General features: G+C 33.0%; 20 protein-coding genes. 4 read left to right on the forward strand and 16 right to left on the reverse strand.

The annotated features are described in order from the left end of the window. Nucleotides 1–6: 6 nt before the first annotated feature. Genes D1818_RS10190 through mraZ form a run of 3 tightly spaced genes read right to left on the reverse strand, consistent with a single transcriptional unit; the run spans nucleotide 7 to nucleotide 1668 of the window. Complete coding sequence (locus D1818_RS10190; RefSeq protein ID WP_118458596.1) at nucleotides 7–318, reverse strand: FtsL-like putative cell division protein; 312 nt, start codon at nucleotides 316–318, stop codon at nucleotides 7–9. After that, complete coding sequence (rsmH, locus tag D1818_RS10195; RefSeq protein WP_118463650.1) at nucleotides 315–1211, reverse strand: 16S rRNA (cytosine(1402)-N(4))-methyltransferase RsmH; 897 nt, start codon at nucleotides 1209–1211, stop codon at nucleotides 315–317. The genes D1818_RS10190 and rsmH overlap by 4 nt, the downstream gene beginning before the upstream one ends. Continuing rightward, nucleotides 1198–1668: a division/cell wall cluster transcriptional repressor MraZ gene (gene mraZ / locus D1818_RS10200; RefSeq protein WP_118463653.1), complete on the reverse strand. Its 471-nt coding sequence runs from the start codon at nucleotides 1666–1668 to the stop codon at nucleotides 1198–1200. Before mraZ ends, rsmH begins: the two co-directional genes overlap by 14 nt. 304 nt (nucleotides 1669–1972) lie before the next feature. On the opposite strand from mraZ, the gene D1818_RS10205 reads away from it, so the two are divergent. Beyond that, complete coding sequence (locus D1818_RS10205) at nucleotides 1973–2737, forward strand: alpha/beta fold hydrolase (RefSeq protein ID WP_118458598.1); 765 nt, start codon at nucleotides 1973–1975, stop codon at nucleotides 2735–2737. Nucleotides 2738–2750: 13 nt separating this feature from the next. Further along, a complete protein-coding gene (gene yihA, locus D1818_RS10210; protein WP_118458600.1) occupies nucleotides 2751–3356 on the forward strand; it encodes a ribosome biogenesis GTP-binding protein YihA/YsxC in 606 nt (201 codons plus the stop codon). Here yihA and D1818_RS10215 read toward each other — a convergent pair. From D1818_RS10215 to gldB, 3 genes are read right to left on the reverse strand one after another with little or no spacing between them, the layout of a single operon-like run. After that, a complete protein-coding gene (locus D1818_RS10215; RefSeq protein ID WP_118458602.1) occupies nucleotides 3353–3718 on the reverse strand; it encodes a GTPase in 366 nt (121 codons plus the stop codon). The two genes, yihA and D1818_RS10215, sit on opposite strands and share 4 nt — an antisense overlap. A 59-nt stretch (nucleotides 3719–3777) precedes the next feature. Next, entirely contained in the window at nucleotides 3778–4116 is a 339-nt protein-coding gene (gene gldC / locus D1818_RS10220; protein WP_118458604.1) for a gliding motility protein GldC, read from the reverse strand. Next, nucleotides 4116–5060: a gliding motility lipoprotein GldB gene (gldB, locus tag D1818_RS10225; RefSeq protein ID WP_233558504.1), complete on the reverse strand. Its 945-nt coding sequence runs from the start codon at nucleotides 5058–5060 to the stop codon at nucleotides 4116–4118. The genes gldC and gldB overlap by 1 nt, the downstream gene beginning before the upstream one ends. Before the next feature lie 190 nt (nucleotides 5061–5250). On the opposite strand from gldB, the gene nadE reads away from it, so the two are divergent. Both nadE and D1818_RS10235 read left to right on the forward strand, forming a co-directional pair. Further along, the gene (gene nadE / locus D1818_RS10230; protein ID WP_118458607.1) at nucleotides 5251–6039 is read left to right on the forward strand and encodes an NAD(+) synthase; all 789 of its coding nucleotides are present in this window, start codon (nucleotides 5251–5253) and stop codon (nucleotides 6037–6039) included. 145 nt (nucleotides 6040–6184) lie between these two features. Beyond that, nucleotides 6185–6817 (forward strand): response regulator transcription factor, encoded by a 633-nt coding sequence (locus D1818_RS10235; RefSeq protein WP_091407582.1) that lies wholly within the window; start codon nucleotides 6185–6187, stop codon nucleotides 6815–6817. On the opposite strand, the gene dnaG is transcribed toward D1818_RS10235, so the two are convergent. The 10 genes from dnaG to queA form a co-directional block, all read right to left on the reverse strand. Continuing rightward, nucleotides 6814–8775, reverse strand: coding sequence for a DNA primase (dnaG, locus tag D1818_RS10240; RefSeq protein WP_118458609.1), 1962 nt, complete (start codon nucleotides 8773–8775; stop codon nucleotides 6814–6816). The two genes, D1818_RS10235 and dnaG, sit on opposite strands and share 4 nt — an antisense overlap. Before the next feature lie 139 nt (nucleotides 8776–8914). After that, a complete protein-coding gene (locus D1818_RS10245) occupies nucleotides 8915–11929 on the reverse strand; it encodes a T9SS-dependent choice-of-anchor J family protein (protein ID WP_199726263.1) in 3015 nt (1004 codons plus the stop codon). Nucleotides 11930–12454: 525 nt separating this feature from the next. Beyond that, nucleotides 12455–13525, reverse strand: a complete 1071-nt coding sequence (locus D1818_RS10250) for a hypothetical protein (protein ID WP_118458611.1) — start codon at nucleotides 13523–13525, stop codon at nucleotides 12455–12457. Between the two features lie 75 nt (nucleotides 13526–13600). Continuing rightward, nucleotides 13601–14440, reverse strand: a complete 840-nt coding sequence (locus D1818_RS10255) for a hypothetical protein (RefSeq protein WP_118458613.1) — start codon at nucleotides 14438–14440, stop codon at nucleotides 13601–13603. Continuing rightward, nucleotides 14421–14990: an RNA polymerase sigma factor gene (locus tag D1818_RS10260; RefSeq protein WP_118458615.1), complete on the reverse strand. Its 570-nt coding sequence runs from the start codon at nucleotides 14988–14990 to the stop codon at nucleotides 14421–14423. Before D1818_RS10260 ends, D1818_RS10255 begins: the two co-directional genes overlap by 20 nt. Before the next feature lie 81 nt (nucleotides 14991–15071). Further along, nucleotides 15072–16661: a S41 family peptidase gene (locus D1818_RS10265; RefSeq protein WP_118458617.1), complete on the reverse strand. Its 1590-nt coding sequence runs from the start codon at nucleotides 16659–16661 to the stop codon at nucleotides 15072–15074. 184 nt (nucleotides 16662–16845) lie between these two features. Then, the gene (locus D1818_RS10270) at nucleotides 16846–17823 is read right to left on the reverse strand and encodes a polyprenyl synthetase family protein (RefSeq protein WP_118458619.1); all 978 of its coding nucleotides are present in this window, start codon (nucleotides 17821–17823) and stop codon (nucleotides 16846–16848) included. Between the two features lie 99 nt (nucleotides 17824–17922). Continuing rightward, a complete protein-coding gene (gene rlmN / locus D1818_RS10275) occupies nucleotides 17923–18963 on the reverse strand; it encodes a 23S rRNA (adenine(2503)-C(2))-methyltransferase RlmN (RefSeq protein ID WP_118458621.1) in 1041 nt (346 codons plus the stop codon). An 87-nt stretch (nucleotides 18964–19050) separates the two neighbouring features. Then, on the reverse strand, nucleotides 19051–20022 hold the full coding sequence (locus D1818_RS10280) for a chalcone isomerase family protein (RefSeq protein ID WP_118458623.1): 972 nt from the start codon (nucleotides 20020–20022) through the stop codon (nucleotides 19051–19053). Between the two features lie 366 nt (nucleotides 20023–20388). Next, a complete protein-coding gene (gene queA / locus D1818_RS10285) occupies nucleotides 20389–21438 on the reverse strand; it encodes a tRNA preQ1(34) S-adenosylmethionine ribosyltransferase-isomerase QueA (protein WP_118458625.1) in 1050 nt (349 codons plus the stop codon). Nucleotides 21439–21484: the final 46 nt, after the last annotated feature.

Raw genomic sequence — 21484 nt, forward strand, 5'->3', positions numbered from 1 at the left:
ACAACTCTATTCTTTTACTATTATTTTTTGTGGTGGTTTTGTTGGTCTTTTTATTCCTTTTTTTGTCATTTTTCCGATGACAGATGATTCCATTTTTAATTGCATCAATTCTGTTCTACCATCTACAAATTGAGTTCTTAATTCTCGTACTTCATTATTCAATTTTGCAATTTCATGAACTTTGCTTTCTGCATTATGAGAACTCGCAATCATGATTATTGCTAAAAACGACAAGAAAAGTAGCATACGCCAGTTCTTCATTGCGTCATCAGCAATTAGAAACTTACCTTTTAATATATCATATACTGTTTGCTTCAAATCCTTTTTGCTATTCTTAGTTTCGCACTTCGTGCTCTGTTATTTACTTTAATTTCTTCATCTGTAGGAATTATCAAGCCTCCTACTTTTTTAAAAGGCACCGAAACATTACCATACATATCTTTCTCAGGTTCTCCTTCAAACAAACCGCTTCTGATAAACCTTTTCACCAATCTATCTTCTAAAGAGTGGTATGATATCAGACTAATTCTACCACCTTCATCTAATACATTTTGCGTCTGCATTAGGAATTCTTTGAGCACCTCAATTTCCTGATTCACTTCTATCCTTATAGCCTGATATATCTGCGCCAATATTTTATGTTCTTTATATTTTGGCATAAACGGTTTTAGCACTTCCTTCAGTTCTGCACTCGTTTTGATAGGCTTATCTTTTCTTGAGCTAACGATAGCTCTTGCCAGCTTAGGAGCATTTCTCAACTCTCCATACTGAAAAAACATTGTTCTCAAATCTGACTCATCATATTCATTAATCACATGATAAGCTGACAGCTCATCACCTTGATTCATTCTCATATCCAAATCCGCTTCAAACCGAGTAGAGAAACCTCGTTCTGCTACATCAAATTGATGAGACGAAACTCCAAAATCGCCTAAGATTCCATCTACTTTTCTTACTCCGTGAAAACGAAGAAAACGCTTGATAAACCTAAAATTCTCATTAATCAAAACAAACCGTTCATCATCAATAGTATTAAGGAGCGCATCTTTATCCTGATCAAAAGCATACAATTTACCTTTAGGCCCAAGTCTTTCCAGAATCTCTCTAGAATGGCCTCCTCCACCAAAAGTAACATCTACGTATACGCCATCAGGTTTGATCGCTAGACCATCGACAGTTTCCTTCAGTAAAACTGGGTTATGATATTCCATCTGTTTCATCGTCAAATCCCATTACTTCTTCGGCAAGGTCAGCAAAATCTACTGCGGCATCATCAATTGCTTTTTCGTACTGCTCCTTATCCCAAATTTCTATAATATTAACAGCAGAAGACAACACAAGTTCTTTTGTGATTCCAGCAAAACTCACTAAATCCTTTGGTATCAAAAGACGACCACTAGCATCGATTTCTACAACTTTTACTCCAGCGGTGAACCTTCGGATGAAATCATTGTTTTTCTTTTTAAACCGATTTAGTTTATTCATTTTTTGCATCAAAAGATTCCATTCTTCCATAGGATACAACTCCAAACAAGGCTGAAATACAGCTCTTTTCAATACAAATCCATCTTGCAATACCGGCGAAAGTTGTTTTTTAAAAGCAACAGGCATCATCAAACGTCCCTTAGCGTCTGCTTTACACTCGTATGTACCTATAAGATTTACCACTTTTACTTTCTTGCTGCTATAATTAGTCAAATATATTGAAAAATTTACCACTTTTTACCACAATCTACCACATTGTTAATAAGTTGTCACCAAAAAGTGAAGCAAGAGGTATTCCTAAACTTTAATATTTTGTTTATTGATAAGGCACCTTTGGAGGTATAAAATCTTGGTTTTGATGTATTCATGATTAAAAAAAATGACCGATTGAAAAAATCTAAAAAAATCATATCGCACTATTGATAAAAAATCTTCAAACTAATTATGAAAATGCTATATTTGCTTTTAATTCTTGTAAGAAGTATTAATGAAGCACGAATTAAAAAAAGACGGAAAATTCAGTTATCTTGAATTAGGGGAAGGCACACCAATCGTGATTTTACACGGATTAATGGGTGGCTTAAGCAACTTTGACGGCGTAAGCACTTATTTTCCAGAAAATGGATATAAGGTTTTGATACCGGAGCTTCCGCTATACGAAATGCCGTTGATAAAAACTAGCGTTGGTACTTTTGCTAAATACCTTAAGGACTTTATCGATCAACTTGGTTACAAAGAAGTAATTTTATTAGGTAATTCTCTTGGAGGACATATTGGATTGTTATGCACTAAAATGTTTCCGGAAAAAATAAAAGCTTTGGTAATAACAGGTAGTTCAGGACTTTATGAAAGTGCAATGGGTGAAAGCTATCCTAAACGAGGTGATTATGAATACATAAAAGCTAAAGCGGAAAATGTATTTTATGATCCTGCAATTGCTACTAAAGAAATTGTTGACGAAGTATATGCGACAGTTAATGACCGTAATAAACTTATAAGAACATTAGCAATTGCCAAGAGTGCCATACGACATAATATGGCTAAAGATCTTCCTAATATGAAAACTCCAACTTGTATTATTTGGGGTAGAAATGATAATGTTACTCCTCCTGAAGTTGCAGATGATTTTAACCGATTACTGCCAGATTCTGATTTATACTGGATAGACAAATGTGGGCACGCTGCCATGATGGAACATCCAGAAGAGTTTAATAAACTATTACATTCTTGGTTACAGGAGCGTAATTTCTAATCAACTATAATTTATGAAGATTAGTAGCGCTGAATTTGTAATGAGCAACAGTGATGTTGCAAAATGTCCAAAAAATAATTTACCCGAATATGCATTTATCGGAAGATCCAATGTGGGTAAATCTTCTTTGATCAACATGTTGACTAGCCGCAAAAGTTTAGCAAAGACATCTGGAAGACCTGGAAAAACACAATTAATCAATCATTTTCTAATTAACAAAAATTGGTTTTTGGTAGATTTACCAGGCTATGGCTATGCAAGAGTTTCTAAATCATCTAAAAAAGTATTTCAGAAATTTATTACTGCATATTTTTCTAAAAGAACCCAGCTAGTTTCTGCATTTGTATTAATAGACTGTAGACATGAACCACAGAAAATTGATTTGGAATTCATGCAATGGCTAGGTGAAAACCAAATTCCCTTTTCCATAATTTTCACGAAAGCGGACAAACTCACAAAAACCAAATTACCTCTAAATATTGAAGCTTACACTAATGAAATGCTAAAACACTGGGAAGAAATGCCAAATTATTTTATTAGTTCATCTTCTTCTGGATTGGGTAAAGATGAAGTATTAGATTATATACAGGATATAAATCAGCAAATGGCCAATTCTTAAGTCAATTTCTTTCTTAAAGTTTCTATTAAATCCTCTACAGAACTCATCATATTAAGTTCTTTATCATTCGCCAGAATATCTAATACACTCTCTTTTTGCTCTAAAACTATAGGAAATCGAAATTTTTCATATTCAGACTCATTACATTCCTCTACAAATTGATCTTTATACTTAAAAATAAATTCATAGGGAACTTCTTCTCTAAACTGTCTCCAAGCTTTATTCTCCGAAAAATTTCCATGTGTTAAACTACAAAGATTACAAGAATAGGTAGATGGGCTTAAAATTTTATGTGCAAAATCCAAATACTTATTCCAAATATTAGAATCAGCGTTATATATGAATATAATTGTTCTTTTCAAGCTTTCGATTTTTATAACCTTAGTCGAGAAAAAAAATAATTTCTTATATCAAAATGAGATTATTTTTCCTTAAGATCAAGTTTCTCAGCGAAATAATCACAAAAATCTTTCATTGTTGCAGACATCTTTTCATCTTGTGTAGCCCTATTAAATGTTTCGGTCATTGACACCAAAGTCTGATGAAAAAACACCTTCATTTCATCAACTGGCATATCCTTTGTCCATAAATCAATCCGAAGGCTTTCCTTGTTCTTATTATCCCAAACCGATAATAACATTGCCTTTGTTTCTTCGTTTTCGATTCCTCCATCTTTAGCAGTCCAATGTAGCTTTTCTGGAACTTTATTTTCATCAAGTTCTATTTCTATTTTGATCTCGGATTTATGAGTATTTGCCATTATCTTTCGGGTTTATATTTTGAAGCATTAAAAATTGTTTCAGCATCTGTTAATAATAATTGGCGCAAAGATACATTGTTATTTTTCATATACGAACTCACTATCTTCCATCCTATATACTGACCGACTCTGTCTGGCGCTTCCTGATCAATTTCTTCTAAATAAAACTTAGAGAAAGGGGCAGGATATAAGAATCTAGGTAACAACTCAGCTTCTGTACTATACAATAATTGACGATCTATAAAGTACCTCCATATTTCCTCTTCATTTGCTTGCGTCCAAGCAAATTGATCCTCTGTATATGCCATTTTCTGGCTATCCAAAAAGCTAGGAAGAAACAAATCTTTTAGATACATTTCTTTTCCGTAATATATCATATTCTCTAAAAAAGTTCTATTTCTTGGTAATTCAACCAATTGCTTAGCATACATAGTGGCTATATCCGGCAAAATTTGATCTCTTACAAAACGCCCCTTAAGATACGCCTGTATACCACTATAAAAGTGATGATCAGCTCCCAAATAAGTATCAAGAGAAATAATCAACAAATTATCTGACAAGATAACTTTTCGTTGATAATCGACATTAGACGTTACTGTAATTACTCTTGGTGTTGTTACTTCCGGGAAGTAATATTTTATATGTTGTAAGAGAGATTGGATTTGTTCTTTTTCTATTGAGAAATTGCTAAAGGCTTTTTCAACCTCTGTATTAATTTCCAATTGTATAGTATCTTTGGTTTTTTGAATCCAGATACTATCTGGCGTTTTTTCTGGAAACAAAAAAGGATATCTCATTTTTACATCCGCCAAATTTTCTGATGTTACATCCGCAAAAATTCTATCAAAACGTTCAATACCAATTTCTACAGGTATCGCAGCTATTTCCTTTTCGATTTTACTTTCCTCTGCGCATGACCATAAAACGCAAAAAACTATGATCATTTTTAAAAATTTAATATACTTCATTATAATATTATCGTATCTACATAAATAATTACCCTTACTCTCTAACGCCATCTTTTTTTATTAATTTTATAACCACAAATTTAATATTATCGAATTACGTTTTGCAAGATAATTCTTTACAAAAGCAATACTAACTTTAACACAATCATTACTAAAAAAATAAAATATGCAAACTGAAAAAGTAATTGACCACATTGTAAATTGGTTGAAAGATTATGCAACGAAAGCAAATATTGGCGGATTCGTTGTTGGGATTAGCGGTGGAATTGACAGTGCGGTCACCTCTACTTTATGCGCTAAAACAGGCTTAAATGTTTTATGTGTAGAAATGCCAATACATCAAGCACAAAGCCAAGTAAACAGAGCGCAAGAACATATCTCTCAACTAAAAGAACGATTTAACAAAGTATCTGACACTCAAGTAGATCTAACCCCAGTTTTTGAAGAATTTAAAAATTCGGTTCCAGAAAGTGATTCTGACACACGCTTAAACCTCTCTCTAGCCAATACCAGAGCGCGATTGCGAATGACTACTTTATACTATTTAGCAGGACTAAATGGGTACTTAGTAGCCGGTACTGGAAATAAAGTTGAAGATTTTGGCGTAGGCTTTTATACTAAATATGGTGATGGCGGCGTTGATATAAGTCCAATTGCAGATTTATTAAAGAGTGAAGTTTATGAATTAGCAAGGGTACTGGAAGTACCTGATTCGATACAAGTTGCTACTCCAACTGATGGTTTATTTGGAGATAGCAGAAGTGATGAGGATCAGATTGGAGCGAGTTATGACGAATTAGAATGGGCTATGAAAATGAAGGACTTAGGTAAGAAAAATGAAGATTTTTCTGGCCGAGAACAAGAGGTCTTTAAGATTTATTCCCGTTTAAATACGGTAAATCAACACAAAATGATACCGATTCCTGTCTGCGAAATACCCGTTAATCTGATTTAAATGACATTTTATCGATAACTTCATAAAAAAAAGTTTACGACTATTAGTTCTTAGTAATTTTGCAATGAAATTAAATATCAGAATTACCCCTAGAGATGTTAACCCCTTTAAATTAAAAATTAACATTTATCAATTGTAAACAAGAATGACAAACGTACTAATCGCAGATCATCATCCTATTACTAGAAAAGGGATTGTTTCTTTACTTAGAAACTCTGAAGATTTTGAAATCATCGGAAAAGTAAGTAATGGAAATGAAATGTATGATATTCTAAAATCTAACACTCCTGACATATTGATCATGGAGTTAGACTTGCCTCAGATTAACGGCATTATGGCATTGCGAACCATAAAAAAAGAATTTACAGGAATTAAAGTTATTATTTTTAGCTCTCATCCTGAAGAAATGTATGCTCTAAGTGCTATTAAAGCAGGTGCTTCTGCTTATTTATCAAAAACAGTTGCTACTAAAACTCTTAAGAAAGCAATAGAACGAGTTGCTCGTGGAGGTATTTACCTTAATGATAATCTAACTCAACAGTTAGCTAATGGTAATACTAACGAAAACAATATGGTTGTGAAGTACAAGAAATTATCTTCTAGAGAAATAGAGGTATTAAATTTATTGTCTTCAGGAAAACGTAATAAAGATATTGCTAGTACTTTATCTATAAATGAAAAAACTGTTAGCACTTACAAAACCAGATTACTTAAGAAACTAAAAGTAGATAATCTAGCAGATCTAATCCATCAAAGTAGATTATTACATATTAATTAAATCACGCGGTTTAATTTTCTGTAGAGCAGTCTCCTAAGAATATAATAATTATTAATATCCTCTAGGATGTTTCTATTATCATCAAAATTTTGAGCTTTCACTTCCCGTGAAAGCTCATTTATTTTTTCGTTAATTAAAAATCTTCTCAAATTAAGAATTGTATCAGAAACATATTGTGATACAGAATGTTCTTTCTTCTTCACATGAATCTCCATGTCCACCCATCTGTGAAGAGAATGCCGCTCTTCATCCATCATAATTTCAGTAATCTCATAAGCAACCTCTGGAGGGATTTGATTTATGAAATGCTCAATTTTAAAATCCTCTTGTTGGTTTAATTGATCCATTAAAATTTTATACACCGCTTTAAATGTGCTTTGCGTAAATTCAATTTCATCTTCCTGAAGATCCAGATATATCTTTTCAAAAACCTTTGTAGTATATAGTTCTGGTTCCAGAATCAGTTCTCCTTCATCATTTTCTTTCATAATGAGATCCTCAAATTCTTCTTCATGGGTGCCATATAACAATAAGATTTCGATAATCTTTTTTTCCAGACCGTTTTGCTCATTTACCTTAGGTTGTTGCTGTACTTCCTGTTTTACAACCTCTAAAGGTTTTTTGGAATCTTTTTGTTGTTTTCTTTGATCTTTGGCTTCAACATTACGCATTTGAGCCAGCGTATCGAAAAGTACGTCTTCAGAAATATCCATGATACGCGAACATTCCTGCACATAGATTTCTCGTTTAATAACATCTGGAATCTTGGCAATACTAGCCACCATATCACGCACCAATTCGGCTTTCTTAATCGGGTCAGTTTTAGATTCTTCTTGCAAAAGTGAAGCTTTAAACCTTATAAAATCCTGAGCGTTTTCCTCTAAATATACTGTTAGTTCCTCTAATGTATTTTGCTTCGCAAAACTATCGGGATCCTCTCCATCAGGAAAACTGCATACTTTTACATTCATCCCTTGTTCCAGAATCAGATCGATCCCTCTAATAGATGCCCGCATACCCGCAGCATCTCCATCGAACAAAACAGTAATATTTTTGGTAAGTCGATTTATCAATCTAATTTGATCAGATGTAAGTGCTGTACCAGAAGAAGAAACCACATTTTTCACTCCTGTTTGATGAAACTGAATCACATCTGTATATCCTTCTACCAGATAACAATTATCTTCTTTTGCTATTGATTGCTTCGCATGATATATACCATAAAGCACTTTACTTTTATGATAAATATCACTTTCTGGAGAATTTAGATATTTTGCAGCCTTCTTTTCATTGGTCAAAATTCTTCCACCAAAACCTAATACACGACCAGACATCGATTGAATAGGAAACATTACCCTACCCTTAAATCGATCAAACTGCTTTTCTTCTTTTACAATGGTAAGCCCTGTTTTTTCAAGAAACTCTAGCTTATATCCTTTTTTTATTGCTTCTGATGTAAATGCATCCCAAGTATCAGGAGAATACCCTAATCCGAACTTTTGCATTGTCTCTGTAGTAAAACCTCGTTCTTTAAAATAAGATAAACCTATTGCCTTACCTTGTTCGGTCTTATGAAGCGTATTTTGAAAAAAGGTATTTGCAAACTCGCTGACCAAATACATGCTTTCTCTTTCGTTAGCTTGTTCTTTTTGTTCATCGGTTTGTTCCGTTTCTTCAATTTCTATATTATACTTCTTTGCAAGATATTTTATTGCTTCAGGATATGTAAAATGCTCATGCTCCATAAGGAATGCCACTACGTTACCTCCCTTACCGCTGGAAAAATCTTTCCAGATTTGTTTAACAGGAGAAACCATAAACGATGGTGTTCTTTCTTCACTAAAAGGACTTAGTCCTTTAAAATTACTTCCAGATTTTTTAAGTTGCACAAAATCTCCTATCACCTCTTCTAATCGGGCAGTTTCGAATACAGTATCTATAGTTGACTTATGAATCATTAAGCAATAAATGTAATATTATACAACTAGCAAAAATAAGACAATTCATTGAGACTCCATTTCTCAATTATGATACAAACAAAGAGGCTGCCTTAAAAAAGACAGCCTCCTTGTGGCTAAATTATAACTTCAATAATTTCTATTCCGAAATAATAAACTTTCTTGTTACCAAAAGTTCTTCTTTATCAGAAGTAAAACGAATAAAATATGTGCCTGAAGCTAAATTACTTATATCTATTTGTTGCTGAGTTCCCTGATTAGTAATTTCTTTTACCAGTTGCCCAAACATAGAGAAGATCTTTACATTATCAATAGACTTATCTCCGACAGTAACATTTAATATGTTTGAAGCTGGATTCGGATAAATCTTAAATGCGTCATTATCTACAGAACGAAGCCCACTAAGAGGATATGTATCTAATCTAGCACCTCCTTCTATACAGAAGTCTGTAGCCTCAGAACTACCAAAATCTCCTCCAGTTACAATTGTTCCACCAGCGCTTGACAATGTATAAGAACCATTACCAAACCCACAGCAGATACCATCTCCAAACGAATCTGAAATCGTAAAAGTATATGTATCATTGGCTAAGCCAGCAAAAGTTTCTGTTACAGTCGATCCATCAGGATTTGCAGTAGAATAACTTTCTGAAGCTACTATAGTTCCTCCAGAATTTGTTAATGTCCATGAAGTTTCCTGAGGATAATTATCAAAAGTAATACTTAATGTCACATCTCCAGAAACACAATCTCCGCCTCCTGATCCTCCACCAGCAGTTAATCTTACGTCGTCAATAGCTGCATCAGCTCTCCAAGTTGTACCAGTTACTCTATTGAATCTTAATTGTAATCCAGAACCTAAATAAGCTGATAAATCGATACTAGCAGCTTGCCAAGAATTACCCTGATTACCGCTTATACTCCAAATACTAGTCCAAGTTGCACCTTCGTCGTTACTTGCCTCCACATCTAGAGACCCAAAATTATTGGCTCCAAACGCGTGATACTGGAATGAGAAAGAAGCAGAAGTTGCATCATTAAGATCAAAACAAGGTGAATTTAAAATCGCCTGCTTATTAGGGAATCCAGTTCCGTTACCAGAAGCCTCTACATAAATATAGTTTGATCCATCTACCGCACTAGAAGGTCCTGTATTATTAGATGGAGTACCACCAGCGTCTACCGTCCAATCAAGATCATCTCCTGCAGCTTGAGACCAAGCACCAAGACCAGCTTCAAAACTCTCCGCATAAGGTGCTACTATTCCATCAAGACATCCTGGGCCTGTTGTACTTTCTAACGTAGTTATACTAACCGTATTACTTGATCCTGATTCATTTCCAGATGCATCCTTAGCAATCACAAAGAAAGAATATGTTGTTTCTGGCGTAAGACCTGTAATTGTGGTAGTCGTACCAGCAGCTGTTGTTACTACTACACCATCCTGATATACATCGTATCCTGTTACTCCTATATTATCTGTAGATGCATCCCAGCTTAATGTTGTTTCTCTAGCTGTCGTATTTGATGCAGCCAAGTTTGCAGGTGTAGAAGGTGCTTCTTCATCTATTATTGCAGGTTCAATCTTGAAAGCAACTACATGACTTCTTCTAACATTAGGAGCTGGACCTTTCATATATTCTGCAATATGCCAGAAAGTCATATCATCTAATGGATCAATAGTCATTTGCCCATAATCTCCATAACGACCATCCGATCTATTATTTTGAGCATCCCCATCAGCAGAAACTTCTTCTGCCATTGTCATAGTACCTAGCGGATCATTAGCCAGACGACCAGTATACCTAAGTGAAGTAAATACAGAACTACTAACTACTGTGTATGCTAATCCAATATTACCTAGAGAATCTTGAGCAATACTACCGCAAAATGCACTTAAACCATCTGGTTGTACATAAGTACCTTCTTGAAAAATTGTCCATGGCTGTCCATCTGCAGTTTGCCTTAATTCATACCAACGAATACCTGCTAGACTATCAGTACCATCTAAATCAACAACAAAATTTAGTACCATCGAATTATGAGTTCCAAATCGTCTATACTGTGTCATATACATCATAGTAGCTTGTAAAGCATCGATATCAGGACCATTACCAGGCTCATCTAAATTCTGAAATGAACCGCCATCAAATACACTATCAAAAGGAGAAGTAGTGATCTCCTGTGGTTGCGAAATTGAAGAATTACCAGGATTAGCCCAGTCAACATTAGTTGTCCAAACTTTCAAGTGATCATTAGAAACACCTGCCCAACTATCATCTTGTAAATAAATTATAGAGTGTCCAACCCCAACTGGAGGCAACGTAGTACCTGTTGCATTTGATCCTCCTGGACTGTAGAATCCATTTGTTTCTGCTCCAGGAAGTGGAAATCCAATTAACTGAGCAGAAGCCTCTCCTGCAAGCATTTGATCTCTATTTACTGCAAATACTACATCATTGCTATCAGGAGCATTTTGATCCTTATTAGCGGTAATGTAATATCCATCACTCCAGATTGATAATTTTTCATAATCAGGAAATGTTCCTGTATTGAAACGATATGTAAACCATCCTGAGTTTACCGGATCTGGCCCCTGACTTACTGCAATTAGAAATCCATTTGGAGTATTACTGAATTGCATTATAATAAATCTATCTGCAAAATTATCATAAACCACTACTGGATCTCCTAGTGATTCTCCTGGAAATAAAGTTGCAAGTGATGCTTCTGGCAACAGCACATTTCCTGCTCTATCCAAAATACCAAAACCAGAGTTAAAAGCATATACATAGTGATTGGGTCCAATTGCTCCTGTAGCATCATTTAGAACCGTCCCAATGTGTGCATCAAATGAAGCTAATGGCGCTCTCATTTGAACACCTGATGCACTTTTCTCAACACCAGTATAAAAAGGATCTTCTCCTTTTGGAAATCCTTTACCAGGAACTACTGTATTAGACCCTCTTCTTTTGGGAGGAGCAACATGCCCTTGGTCCTTTGCCGAAATAATATTATCCATTTTGGAGAATGCCTGTATTTCTCTCATATAAACAGACTCACTAATAGTATTGGCTTTTTTTGGTCCTACTTGGGCAAGCATACCAAAACTGCAAAGCATAAGAAATGCTACGTAATAGAATTTTGTTTTCATATATATAAAATTTGGTTAACAGTTACATAGTTATATACCAATTTCCACATAAGTAGTTTATCTTTGACCTGCGGAAAAGGGGGAAGTACACAAGTAAAAGTTTTTAATAAACCTTAAAAAATCAAAATTTCAAGGGATTTAAATATATGTTATTTATATAGAGAATAAAAAAAATAAATGTCATAAAATACTTACAATCAATAACTTACTTTAAAACCGTAATCAAATTAAGGTATTTGTATTTATTTGCATATTTAACAATTGGTATTTATTTGTGTAATATTTAACAAAAATAAAATAACTAAACTTTTCATAGTATACTAGTAGAGTATTCTCTATCCCTTGCAGAATCTAGATAAAATAAAACATCTAATTTCATATAACAAAAAAAGAGTCACGATTACTCGCAACTCTTTCCCCATAAAAAATAGGCTAACACTAAAAAATTAAATCACCCTCAATTTTATACTTGTATTATGTTTTCAATTTAAATTCTATAGAGAACCTTACCGATTATGGTAATTCTTAAAGGTCAAAACGCAACCCCAAAGACACATTGTTCTGATCAACCAATGCATTTTGGAAAATTGGAGAGAGATCATACTTTGCATATAAGGACATATCACCGAAACCTATATAAGTACTTAATCCATATATCAGATCGCTAGTATTATAGTCTCTTTTTATTTTATCCTTAACTCGATCACCGTCTTCTTTATACTTTAACTTCTGACGTGTACTAATATTTGCGCCAACATAACCACCTAACCCAATCCTAAACCTTCCTGAAGTTGAGAATCTAATTTTCTCCTCTGTCTCTATCTTTTTTGAATCTCCAAATTCCAAATGTATAGGTACTACGATATTATCCATTCTAAATTTAGACTTGTCTAACTCTACTCTAAATTCTTGTAATTCTGTTTGATCTCCGTTTTCTACAAAATATCTGTTATCTGTAGGTTTCAACCCATTAGATTGATATGAGATACCATACTTAATTCTCATGAAATTGGAATTCTTGAACACTCTAGTTTTCCACGCCCAGCCAATTTCAAAAAATCTACTTCCTGCGATCTTATAATCCGAATCATCTAATGATTGTCCATCTACTATTGCATTATTCAACCCAAAAGCTACTACTAAATCAGAATAAGTACGTCTATCATATCGTATCTTTGATTTCTTTCCGGTATTAACATTAAATCCAAATAAGATATCTCCATTATCCTCATCTTTAGCGCCTAGACCTATTGAAATTTTACCCTTATTAGAATTCAAATAATCACTATCATTCCTTTCTATTATAGCAATCTGATTATTAATAATCGTCAATCTATTCTCTATATTTAAAGCATGTTTTTCTGCAGCAACTTCCTTTAGTTTTTGCGCCTTTTCAGTAGTTATTTCTCCTTTTACTAATCGCTCATTAATAGCTTCTACTTCTTCTTTAAGTGCCTCTTTTTCCGAGATTACTATTTCTTCTTTTTCTTGTTTTAATTTTTCAGTTTTATCCGAATTATTGGTGTCCTGTGCATTTAAAAAATGGGCACTAAGGGTCATTGTCGTTAATACGACATACATTATTATTGTTCTCATAAATGTTAGATTTTACTTACTCTTCCCTCTCAGTTAAGAGAGGGAATCGGTAAGGATTGATTGATGAATGAATGTTTAATTATCTCTTTCTGCTACGGTAGTTTTTAATTTCTCGAAACCTGTTTTTAGTGCTTCAAAAACACGATCTTTAAATGATTCATCAAGCTCTGATTCTACGTCTAGAAGCAAAGCTGATGCGCTTACTGAATTAGATTTTAAAATTTGTTGAGTAGTTATTTCAAGTTGGGCATTACGTAATAAAGCTTCAACCTCTGCATCCGTAACTATTCCTTTATTTCTTTCTAGCTCTTTAACTTTTTCTATTACACTGGCAATTTTACTATCTATTACCTCTGTCGTAACCCGCAAGAGTTTATCTTCTTTTACAATTTCATTTTCAATGGTTTCGGCCTGGACAGCAATAGCCTCTATAGCATTCTCCTTAAAAACATCTTCTTGAATATTTGTTCTATTATTATCAGCCTGTATATTTTCCTTAGCTATGCTGTTTCTTAATTTATTATTTTCTTTTTTGTCGTTTTCTTTTTTGTCGTTTTTTGCTATAACAACGGGCAAAGCTAGATCTTCCTCTGTATCTCGAATTTTCTTTATTTCGGATTTAGATTTCTCAGTTGATATTTCCACGAAATCTGTTGATTTATCTTCTTTAATAATTTCTTTATCAATATCGACAAGCTCTACATCAGAAGATTTAACATCTTTATTATTCGTAATAAAAACTGTTGTAATAACTAAAAAGCCTACAATACTGGCTGCTAGAGCTAACCATTGACGGTTTTTAGCTTTTTTTTGACCCAATTGTTCCTCTAACTTATCCCAAGATCCACTAGATGGCTGTATTGTGCGCTGCTCCAACTTATCCTTTATACTATCTTCAAATTTTAATGGCGCCATTACTAATCTTATTTTGTTCGTTTAACTTTTGCTGTAGCATTTTTCTTGCCTTAAAAAGTTGAGATTTCGAAGTGCTCTCACTTACTTCTAACATTTTAGCAATCTCATTATGTTTATATCCTTCTACAGCATATAATACAAACACCATTTTATAACCTTCTGGCAAACTATCTATCAATTCCTGTATCTGCTCTACTTCTAATTCTATATTGATGTTATTCCAAGATTCTTCGTGATACACTGAGATATCCTCTGTAAATAATACTTGCTTTTGTTTTCTTAAGAATGATATCGATTCGTTAACCATAATCCTTCGAACCCATCCTTCAAAACTTCCTTCAAAATTAAATTGTTTTAAATTTGTAAACACCTTAAGAAAACCACTTAGCATTACTTCTTCTGCAAAATGAATATCTCTAACATAACGCCTGCATACGCTTAGCATTTTAGGAGAATATTTGTCATACAGCTGACACTGAGCATCACGATGTTCTTTGGTAGCTTTCTTGATAAGCTGTGTTTCGTTTTTATAAAACTGAATAACTTTCAAAATAAAAATTAATTATTTAAGACCCTCTATTTACATAGACGCTATAAAAATCAAAAAGGTTGCCTGGCACGAATAAAAAAATTATTTCTTTTTGTTAGACATCTCAATATCCTCTATAACCCATTGTAATTCTTCATCTTCATTGTTTATTTTGCTTTTTATTGGGATATCTGGCTTAATACCATAACCATCCGGCTCTATGGTATAAGGAGCATTTATTTTCATAAGACCTATGCGTATATTAATCTTAGAATTAGGCAACTCGACTTTTGCGTATACTCCAGCCACTGTTCCATTATAAGCACCACCTGTTTCTTCTCCAACAAAAGTAGCTCGCTTTGTTGCTTTTAAATGCGTAGCAAGAATGCTACTTGCAGAAAAACTTTCGCCATTAATCAGCACATATACTTTACCTGTAAAAGTATCCGATTTGGGCTTTCGTAATTTGCTATACTTAAATTTAAAATAAGCTTCTTTGTTTTCTTTCTTAACCTTGAAAATTTGATATACAGCTAATACTGGTGATAGAATCGTAGCAAATGTTTTCGTAGGCCAAGATTCTGTATGAAAATATGGATATAAGAAACTTAATCTTCCAGTCATTTTAGACTTTTCTATAAACACATACTCTTTATCCGTTAGATAAGAATACAAATCATCAATTTCTACTAATCTACCACCTAAATTACCTCTTAAATCCAGTATCAAATTTTTACACCGCGCAGAATCAACTTTAGCAAAACTCTCTTTATAAAAGTCTTTATATCCTCCATTAGTAAAACTTCTAATCTTCAAATAACCAATAGATACTCCCGTATCAGATTCTAAAAAACTAAAATTTCTATTATATTCTTTTGTTTTTTTATTGTATCCATATTTATAATTTTTCTTACGTATTTTCTTTTGAGTTTCTTTCGCTATTTTCTTATCAGATCTACTTAACTTTTTCTTTTCAACACGTACAGTGTCTTTGCCTTCTTCCGAAGAAGCTTTTGTTTTATCATAGTGCGCATATAAATATCTGTTATACAAACTATCTTCTGATTTTAGATGTAATAAAATACTGTCCTTTTGTTTATGCGTATTTGAATAAAAAAAGCCGAAACGACTTCCTACAAATTCTGGCATAAAAGTTTCATTATACCCATCACTAGCGTGTAGTATTGTAAAAGAATCTAATAAATCATTAACTTTTTCGCCATCAACAGATATTACTTCGGATCCTGCTATTAATGTGGTATCACCTTTAAAAACCTTTTTTACGAACAGTTTATTATCTGAAGTATAAAATGATAAAGAATTAAAAGGTGACTCTCTTTTTCCCTTTCCTTTTATTTCTTTTTTAGTTTGTCTTTTAACGGGTGTATGAATTGATAAATGACCTTGTTTTATACTAGTAATAGCCGGAGCGAATAACTTATAGAATTCTTTAGTAGTTAATGGCTTCGTTAATTCACTCTTTAGATCATCTATCTTTTTGTCTAATTCATCTTTAGAAATATACCAATTTACATCTGGATGTAGTTTTTTAAGCTTTTTATAAGCATAATCAACATCTTGATGTAATTCTTCAGGACTATGAATTTCACTTATTTGTTGATTGTACTTTTCTACAGATGCACAACTTGACAACAATATGATTGTAACATATAAAAATAATTTCCTAGTCATAAATACTACTTTCTTTAAAATTTAATGAACCTTATTTCTTAATGATAGACGCTAAAAAATATAAAAAGGTTGTCTTAGTATGAAAAAATAATCTTTGATCAGTAATAGGCATCAAAACTAATACCAATATCTGTCTTTTGGATGAAATAAATACTGTTCCCTTAACAAAGGAAGTGAATAAAGGCTATTTCTTTCGATCAATAACGTAATTAACCATTAATTCTAATGAAGATTTGTATTCTGATTCTGGGTACTCAGATAATATAGCCAATGCATCTTCTTTAAATTGGTGCATTATACTAGTAGCATACTCTAGTCCACCACTCATTTTTACAAAATCAATAACCTCTTTAACTCGTTTTTTATTCTTATTATGATTTTTAACAGAGTTAATAAGCCATTTCTTTTTTTCTTTTGTACAGTGATTTAATGTATAAATTAATGGCAATGTCATCTTTTGTTCTTTAATATCAATACCAGTAGGTTTACCAATTGCAGTATCTCCATAATCAAACAAATCATCTTTGATCTGAAACGCCATTCCAATTAGCTCTCCGAATTTCCTCATCTTTTCTACCGAATCGGAATTTGGCTCTACTGAACAAGCTCCTAAACTACAACAAGCCGCTATTAAGGTAGCCGTTTTCTGGCGGATGATCTCATAATAAATTTCTTCTGTAATATCGAGATTTCTTGCTTTTTCAATTTGTAACAACTCACCTTCTACAATCTCTCTAACTGCAACAGAGATGATTTTTAGTAGATCAAAATCATCATTATCAATACAAACCAACATTCCTTTTGAAAGTAGATAGTCACCTATAAGTACGGCAATCTTATTTTTCCAAAGGGCATTGACAGAAAAAAAGCCTCTACGGCGATTAGAATCATCCACTACATCATCGTGAACGAGACTAGCTGTATGTATCAATTCTATAACCGAAGCTCCGCGATAGGTGCGTTCTTCTATCTCACCTCCAGATACCATTTTAGCCACAAGAAAAACAAACATGGGACGCATCTGTTTTCCTTTTCTATTTACAATATAATGCGTGATTCTATTGAGTAAAGCTACTTTAGAATACATTGATTGAGAAAACTTTTGTTCAAAAAGTTCCATCTCATCGATTATAGGTAGTTTTATTTGCTCTACAACTTTCAATCCCAGGTAGATAATTTTGTTTTATAACTAGTTGCGAAGATAGTATAATCCTAATTGAGGGTCAAAACAGATAATAAATAATTAACACCGGAAGCTGAATTACGTCTTATTCGCTAATTGTCCACAAGCTGCATCAATATCTTTCCCTCTACTTCTGCGCACATTCACCACAAAACCTCTTGACTCTAATGCATTTATATAATTTTCTATTGCTGCATTCGATGCTTGTTGAAACTCTCCATCATCAATTGGATTGTATTCTATTAAGTTTATTTTACATGGGACATATGAACAAAACTTTAATAACGCATCTACATCTTCTTTTCTATCATTAATTCCTTCCCAAACTACATATTCATAGGTTATTCTACTTTTGGTTTTCTCGTACCAGTACTCTAATGCTTCTTTTAGATCTGTAAGCGGAAAGTTTTCATTAAATGGCATTATATTAGTTCTCACCTCATCAATTGCAGAATGTAGAGATACTGCTAATTTAAACCGTACTTGATCATCAGCCATCTTCTTAATCATTTTTGGCACTCCAGAAGTAGATACAGTAATTCTTTTAGGAGACATGCCTAAACCTTCAGGAGAGGTAATTTTATCAATTGCCTTTAGAACGTTATTATAGTTCATTAATGGCTCTCCCATTCCCATAAAAACAATATTAGATAATGGACGATTATGATATAACCTACTTTCGTTATCAATAGCGATAACTTGATCATAAATTTCATCAGGATTAAGATTCCTCATTCTTTTCAAACGAGAAGTAGCACAAAACCTACAATCTAAACTGCAGCCAACTTGTGATGAAACACAAGCAGTTGTTCTACTTGGAGTAGGAATTAAAACGGATTCTACCACTAAACCATCATGAAGTCGAACAGCATTTTTAATAGTACCATCTGTACTACGCTGCATTTGATCAACCTTGATATGATTAATCACAAAATTATCTTCTAATATTTCTCTTGTAGTCTTTGAGATATTGGTCATATTCTCAAAACTGTGAGCACCTTTACTCCACAACCATTCATATACTTGATTGCCACGAAAAGCTTTATCTCCACTTGACACAAAAAATTCTCGAAGTTGCTCTTTTGTCAGAGCTCGTATGTCTTTCTTTTTTGACTTCATTTCTTTGCAAAAGTATGCAAAAGATAAATGGCTCTCTAATTGAAAGTGTAAACTATTTAAGAATTATAAAAGTTGGTAGACTTATTTTTAGAATTTTACTGTACGAAAGTCTTCTCGATTATCTTTACGTGTGTTTTCAACGCGCTTCCATTGATGTACACCGCCTCCGCCTTTATATCTTACATTAAGTACATTCATATCATCTTCATCTATCCATATTTGACAGATTGATACTTTTCCAGTTGTGATATCTGTAAATCTACCATCTACGTACTTAAACCCACTTTTATTTCTTAAGTTTTTTATAATAACCAATCCTTCTACCGGCTGATTTTTATCATCTCCTTCACATTGATAACATACTGCATCTCTTTCTGATTGACGTAACATTTGTTGTACAGATCCAAAAACTTTATTTTTTATCATATACAACTGAACAATATTAATTGCTACTCCTGTTTTTTTATCATATGCTTTCCATTGACCTAATATCGGGTTAGTATCAAATGTTCCTAATAGATCCTCTTTTAGTTCAGTGTCAACAGGATTATCTCCTAACCAAATTTTAAAAAGCGCTTTTTTGAACTCTAGACTGTTTTTTACAGCTCCAAGTCTTTCTTTATTTTTGTAGAGAGTAAGATTTTCATCTTTAGTATATACTATTTTAAAAATCTCATACTTATTGATCGCTTTCGGAAGAAGTTTAAGAAAATCTCTAATATTATCTTCCATTAGATAGCTATTCCCATCAGTGGCTCGCTCTAATCCATTTCTTATAATTCCTTTTAATTCCTCATTAGAAATATCAGAAATTGTTTTAATAGTAAGTGCCATAGTAGCATTTTTATCTGCTACCATAAGTCCATCTTCAACTCCATCTACTTCAAAATCTAGATATAAGCCGATAGTATATAGCTTATCTGTTTCTCCAGCTCCATTAAGCATTAGCTCAGTGTTTTCAAAAACATCAATATCATTAAAATGAAGATTACCGACCTTGGTTTGTGAAAATGAAATGAAGGTTACAAAAAACAAAACGATGTGTAATATTCTGTTCATAGGTTACTATTTAGTTCACTTATTAATTTAGGGTATGCGCAATAAACGACTAATTTCTTAAAAAAGAAGAACCAATAATTCTCTCAATTCATCTTTTTCGACAAAAAACCAAATTAATCGACATACAGCTTGTTTGAACTACGGTAAAACCGTAATGTTTTTCAAAAAGCTTGGCGAAAATACTTATTTTTTACGAAACAATCATTATAACTTATTAATTTTAAGATTTATACAACAAATGCCTCCATATTTTACTTAATTGATGTAGGCTAAAAACTACCAACTCCTACTAAAGTTTAATAACACAAAACTCTACTTTATATAACAAAGTAGAGTTTTGTATACTATCATTAAAAGATTTTTTCCTTATATAATTAACATAGCATCACCATAGGAATAAAACTTGTATTTTTCTTTCACAGCTTCTTCATATGCTTCTTTGATAAAATCGTGTCCTGCAAAAGCAGAAACCATCATTAATAAAGTAGATTTTGGCGTATGAAAATTTGTTATCATACTATTAGCTATACTAAAATCATACGGAGGAAATATAAACTTATTTGTCCATCCTCTAAACTCATTTAATGTATTGTCTGAAGAAACAGAACTTTCTAGTGCTCTCATTACAGTGGTACCAACTGCACAGATTCTTTGCTTATTGGTAATACCATTATTAATAGTTTCAGTAGCACGTGCTGTTATGTATGCTTCTTCGCTATCCATTTTGTGTTTGGATAAATCTTCAACCTCTACTGGATTAAAAGTACCTAAACCAACGTGAAGTGTAATCTCCGCAAAATCCACCCCTTTAATTTCTAAACGTTTCATTAAGTGTTTAGAAAAGTGCAAACCTGCAGTAGGCGCAGCAACAGCTCCTTCGTTCTTAGCGTAAATTGTTTGGTATCTTTCTTCATCTTCTGGCTCGGCATCTCTCTTTATATATTTTGGTAAAGGAGTTTCTCCCAAATCCGTAAGCTTTTGTCTGAATTCATCATAAGAACCATCATACAAAAAGCGAAGTGTACGTCCTCTAGAAGTGGTATTATCTATTACCTCTGCTACTAAGCTTTCGTCATCACCAAAATATAACTTATTACCAATTCTAATTTTACGAGCAGGATCTACAAGTACATCCCAAAGACGAGTTTCTGAATTTAATTCACGTAATAAAAACACTTCAATTCTAGCACCCGTTTTCTCCTTATTACCATATAATCTAGCTGGAAAAACTTTGGTATTATTAAGAACCATAACATCGTTAGGTTCAAAATAATCGATAAGATCTTTAAATTGCTTATGCTCTATTGTTTGATCTTTTCTATTCAGAACCATTAAACGAGCTTCATCCCTATTTTCTGAGGGATATTCCGCTAATAAATCTTGTGGAAGATCAAAACTAAAATGTGATAACTTCATTAGTGTTTGTTTTTTTGGAGGTGCAAATATACAATCTGGACATAGG

This window comes from Aquimarina sp. BL5 (genome assembly GCF_003443675.1).
GTDB lineage: Bacteria > Bacteroidota > Bacteroidia > Flavobacteriales > Flavobacteriaceae > Aquimarina.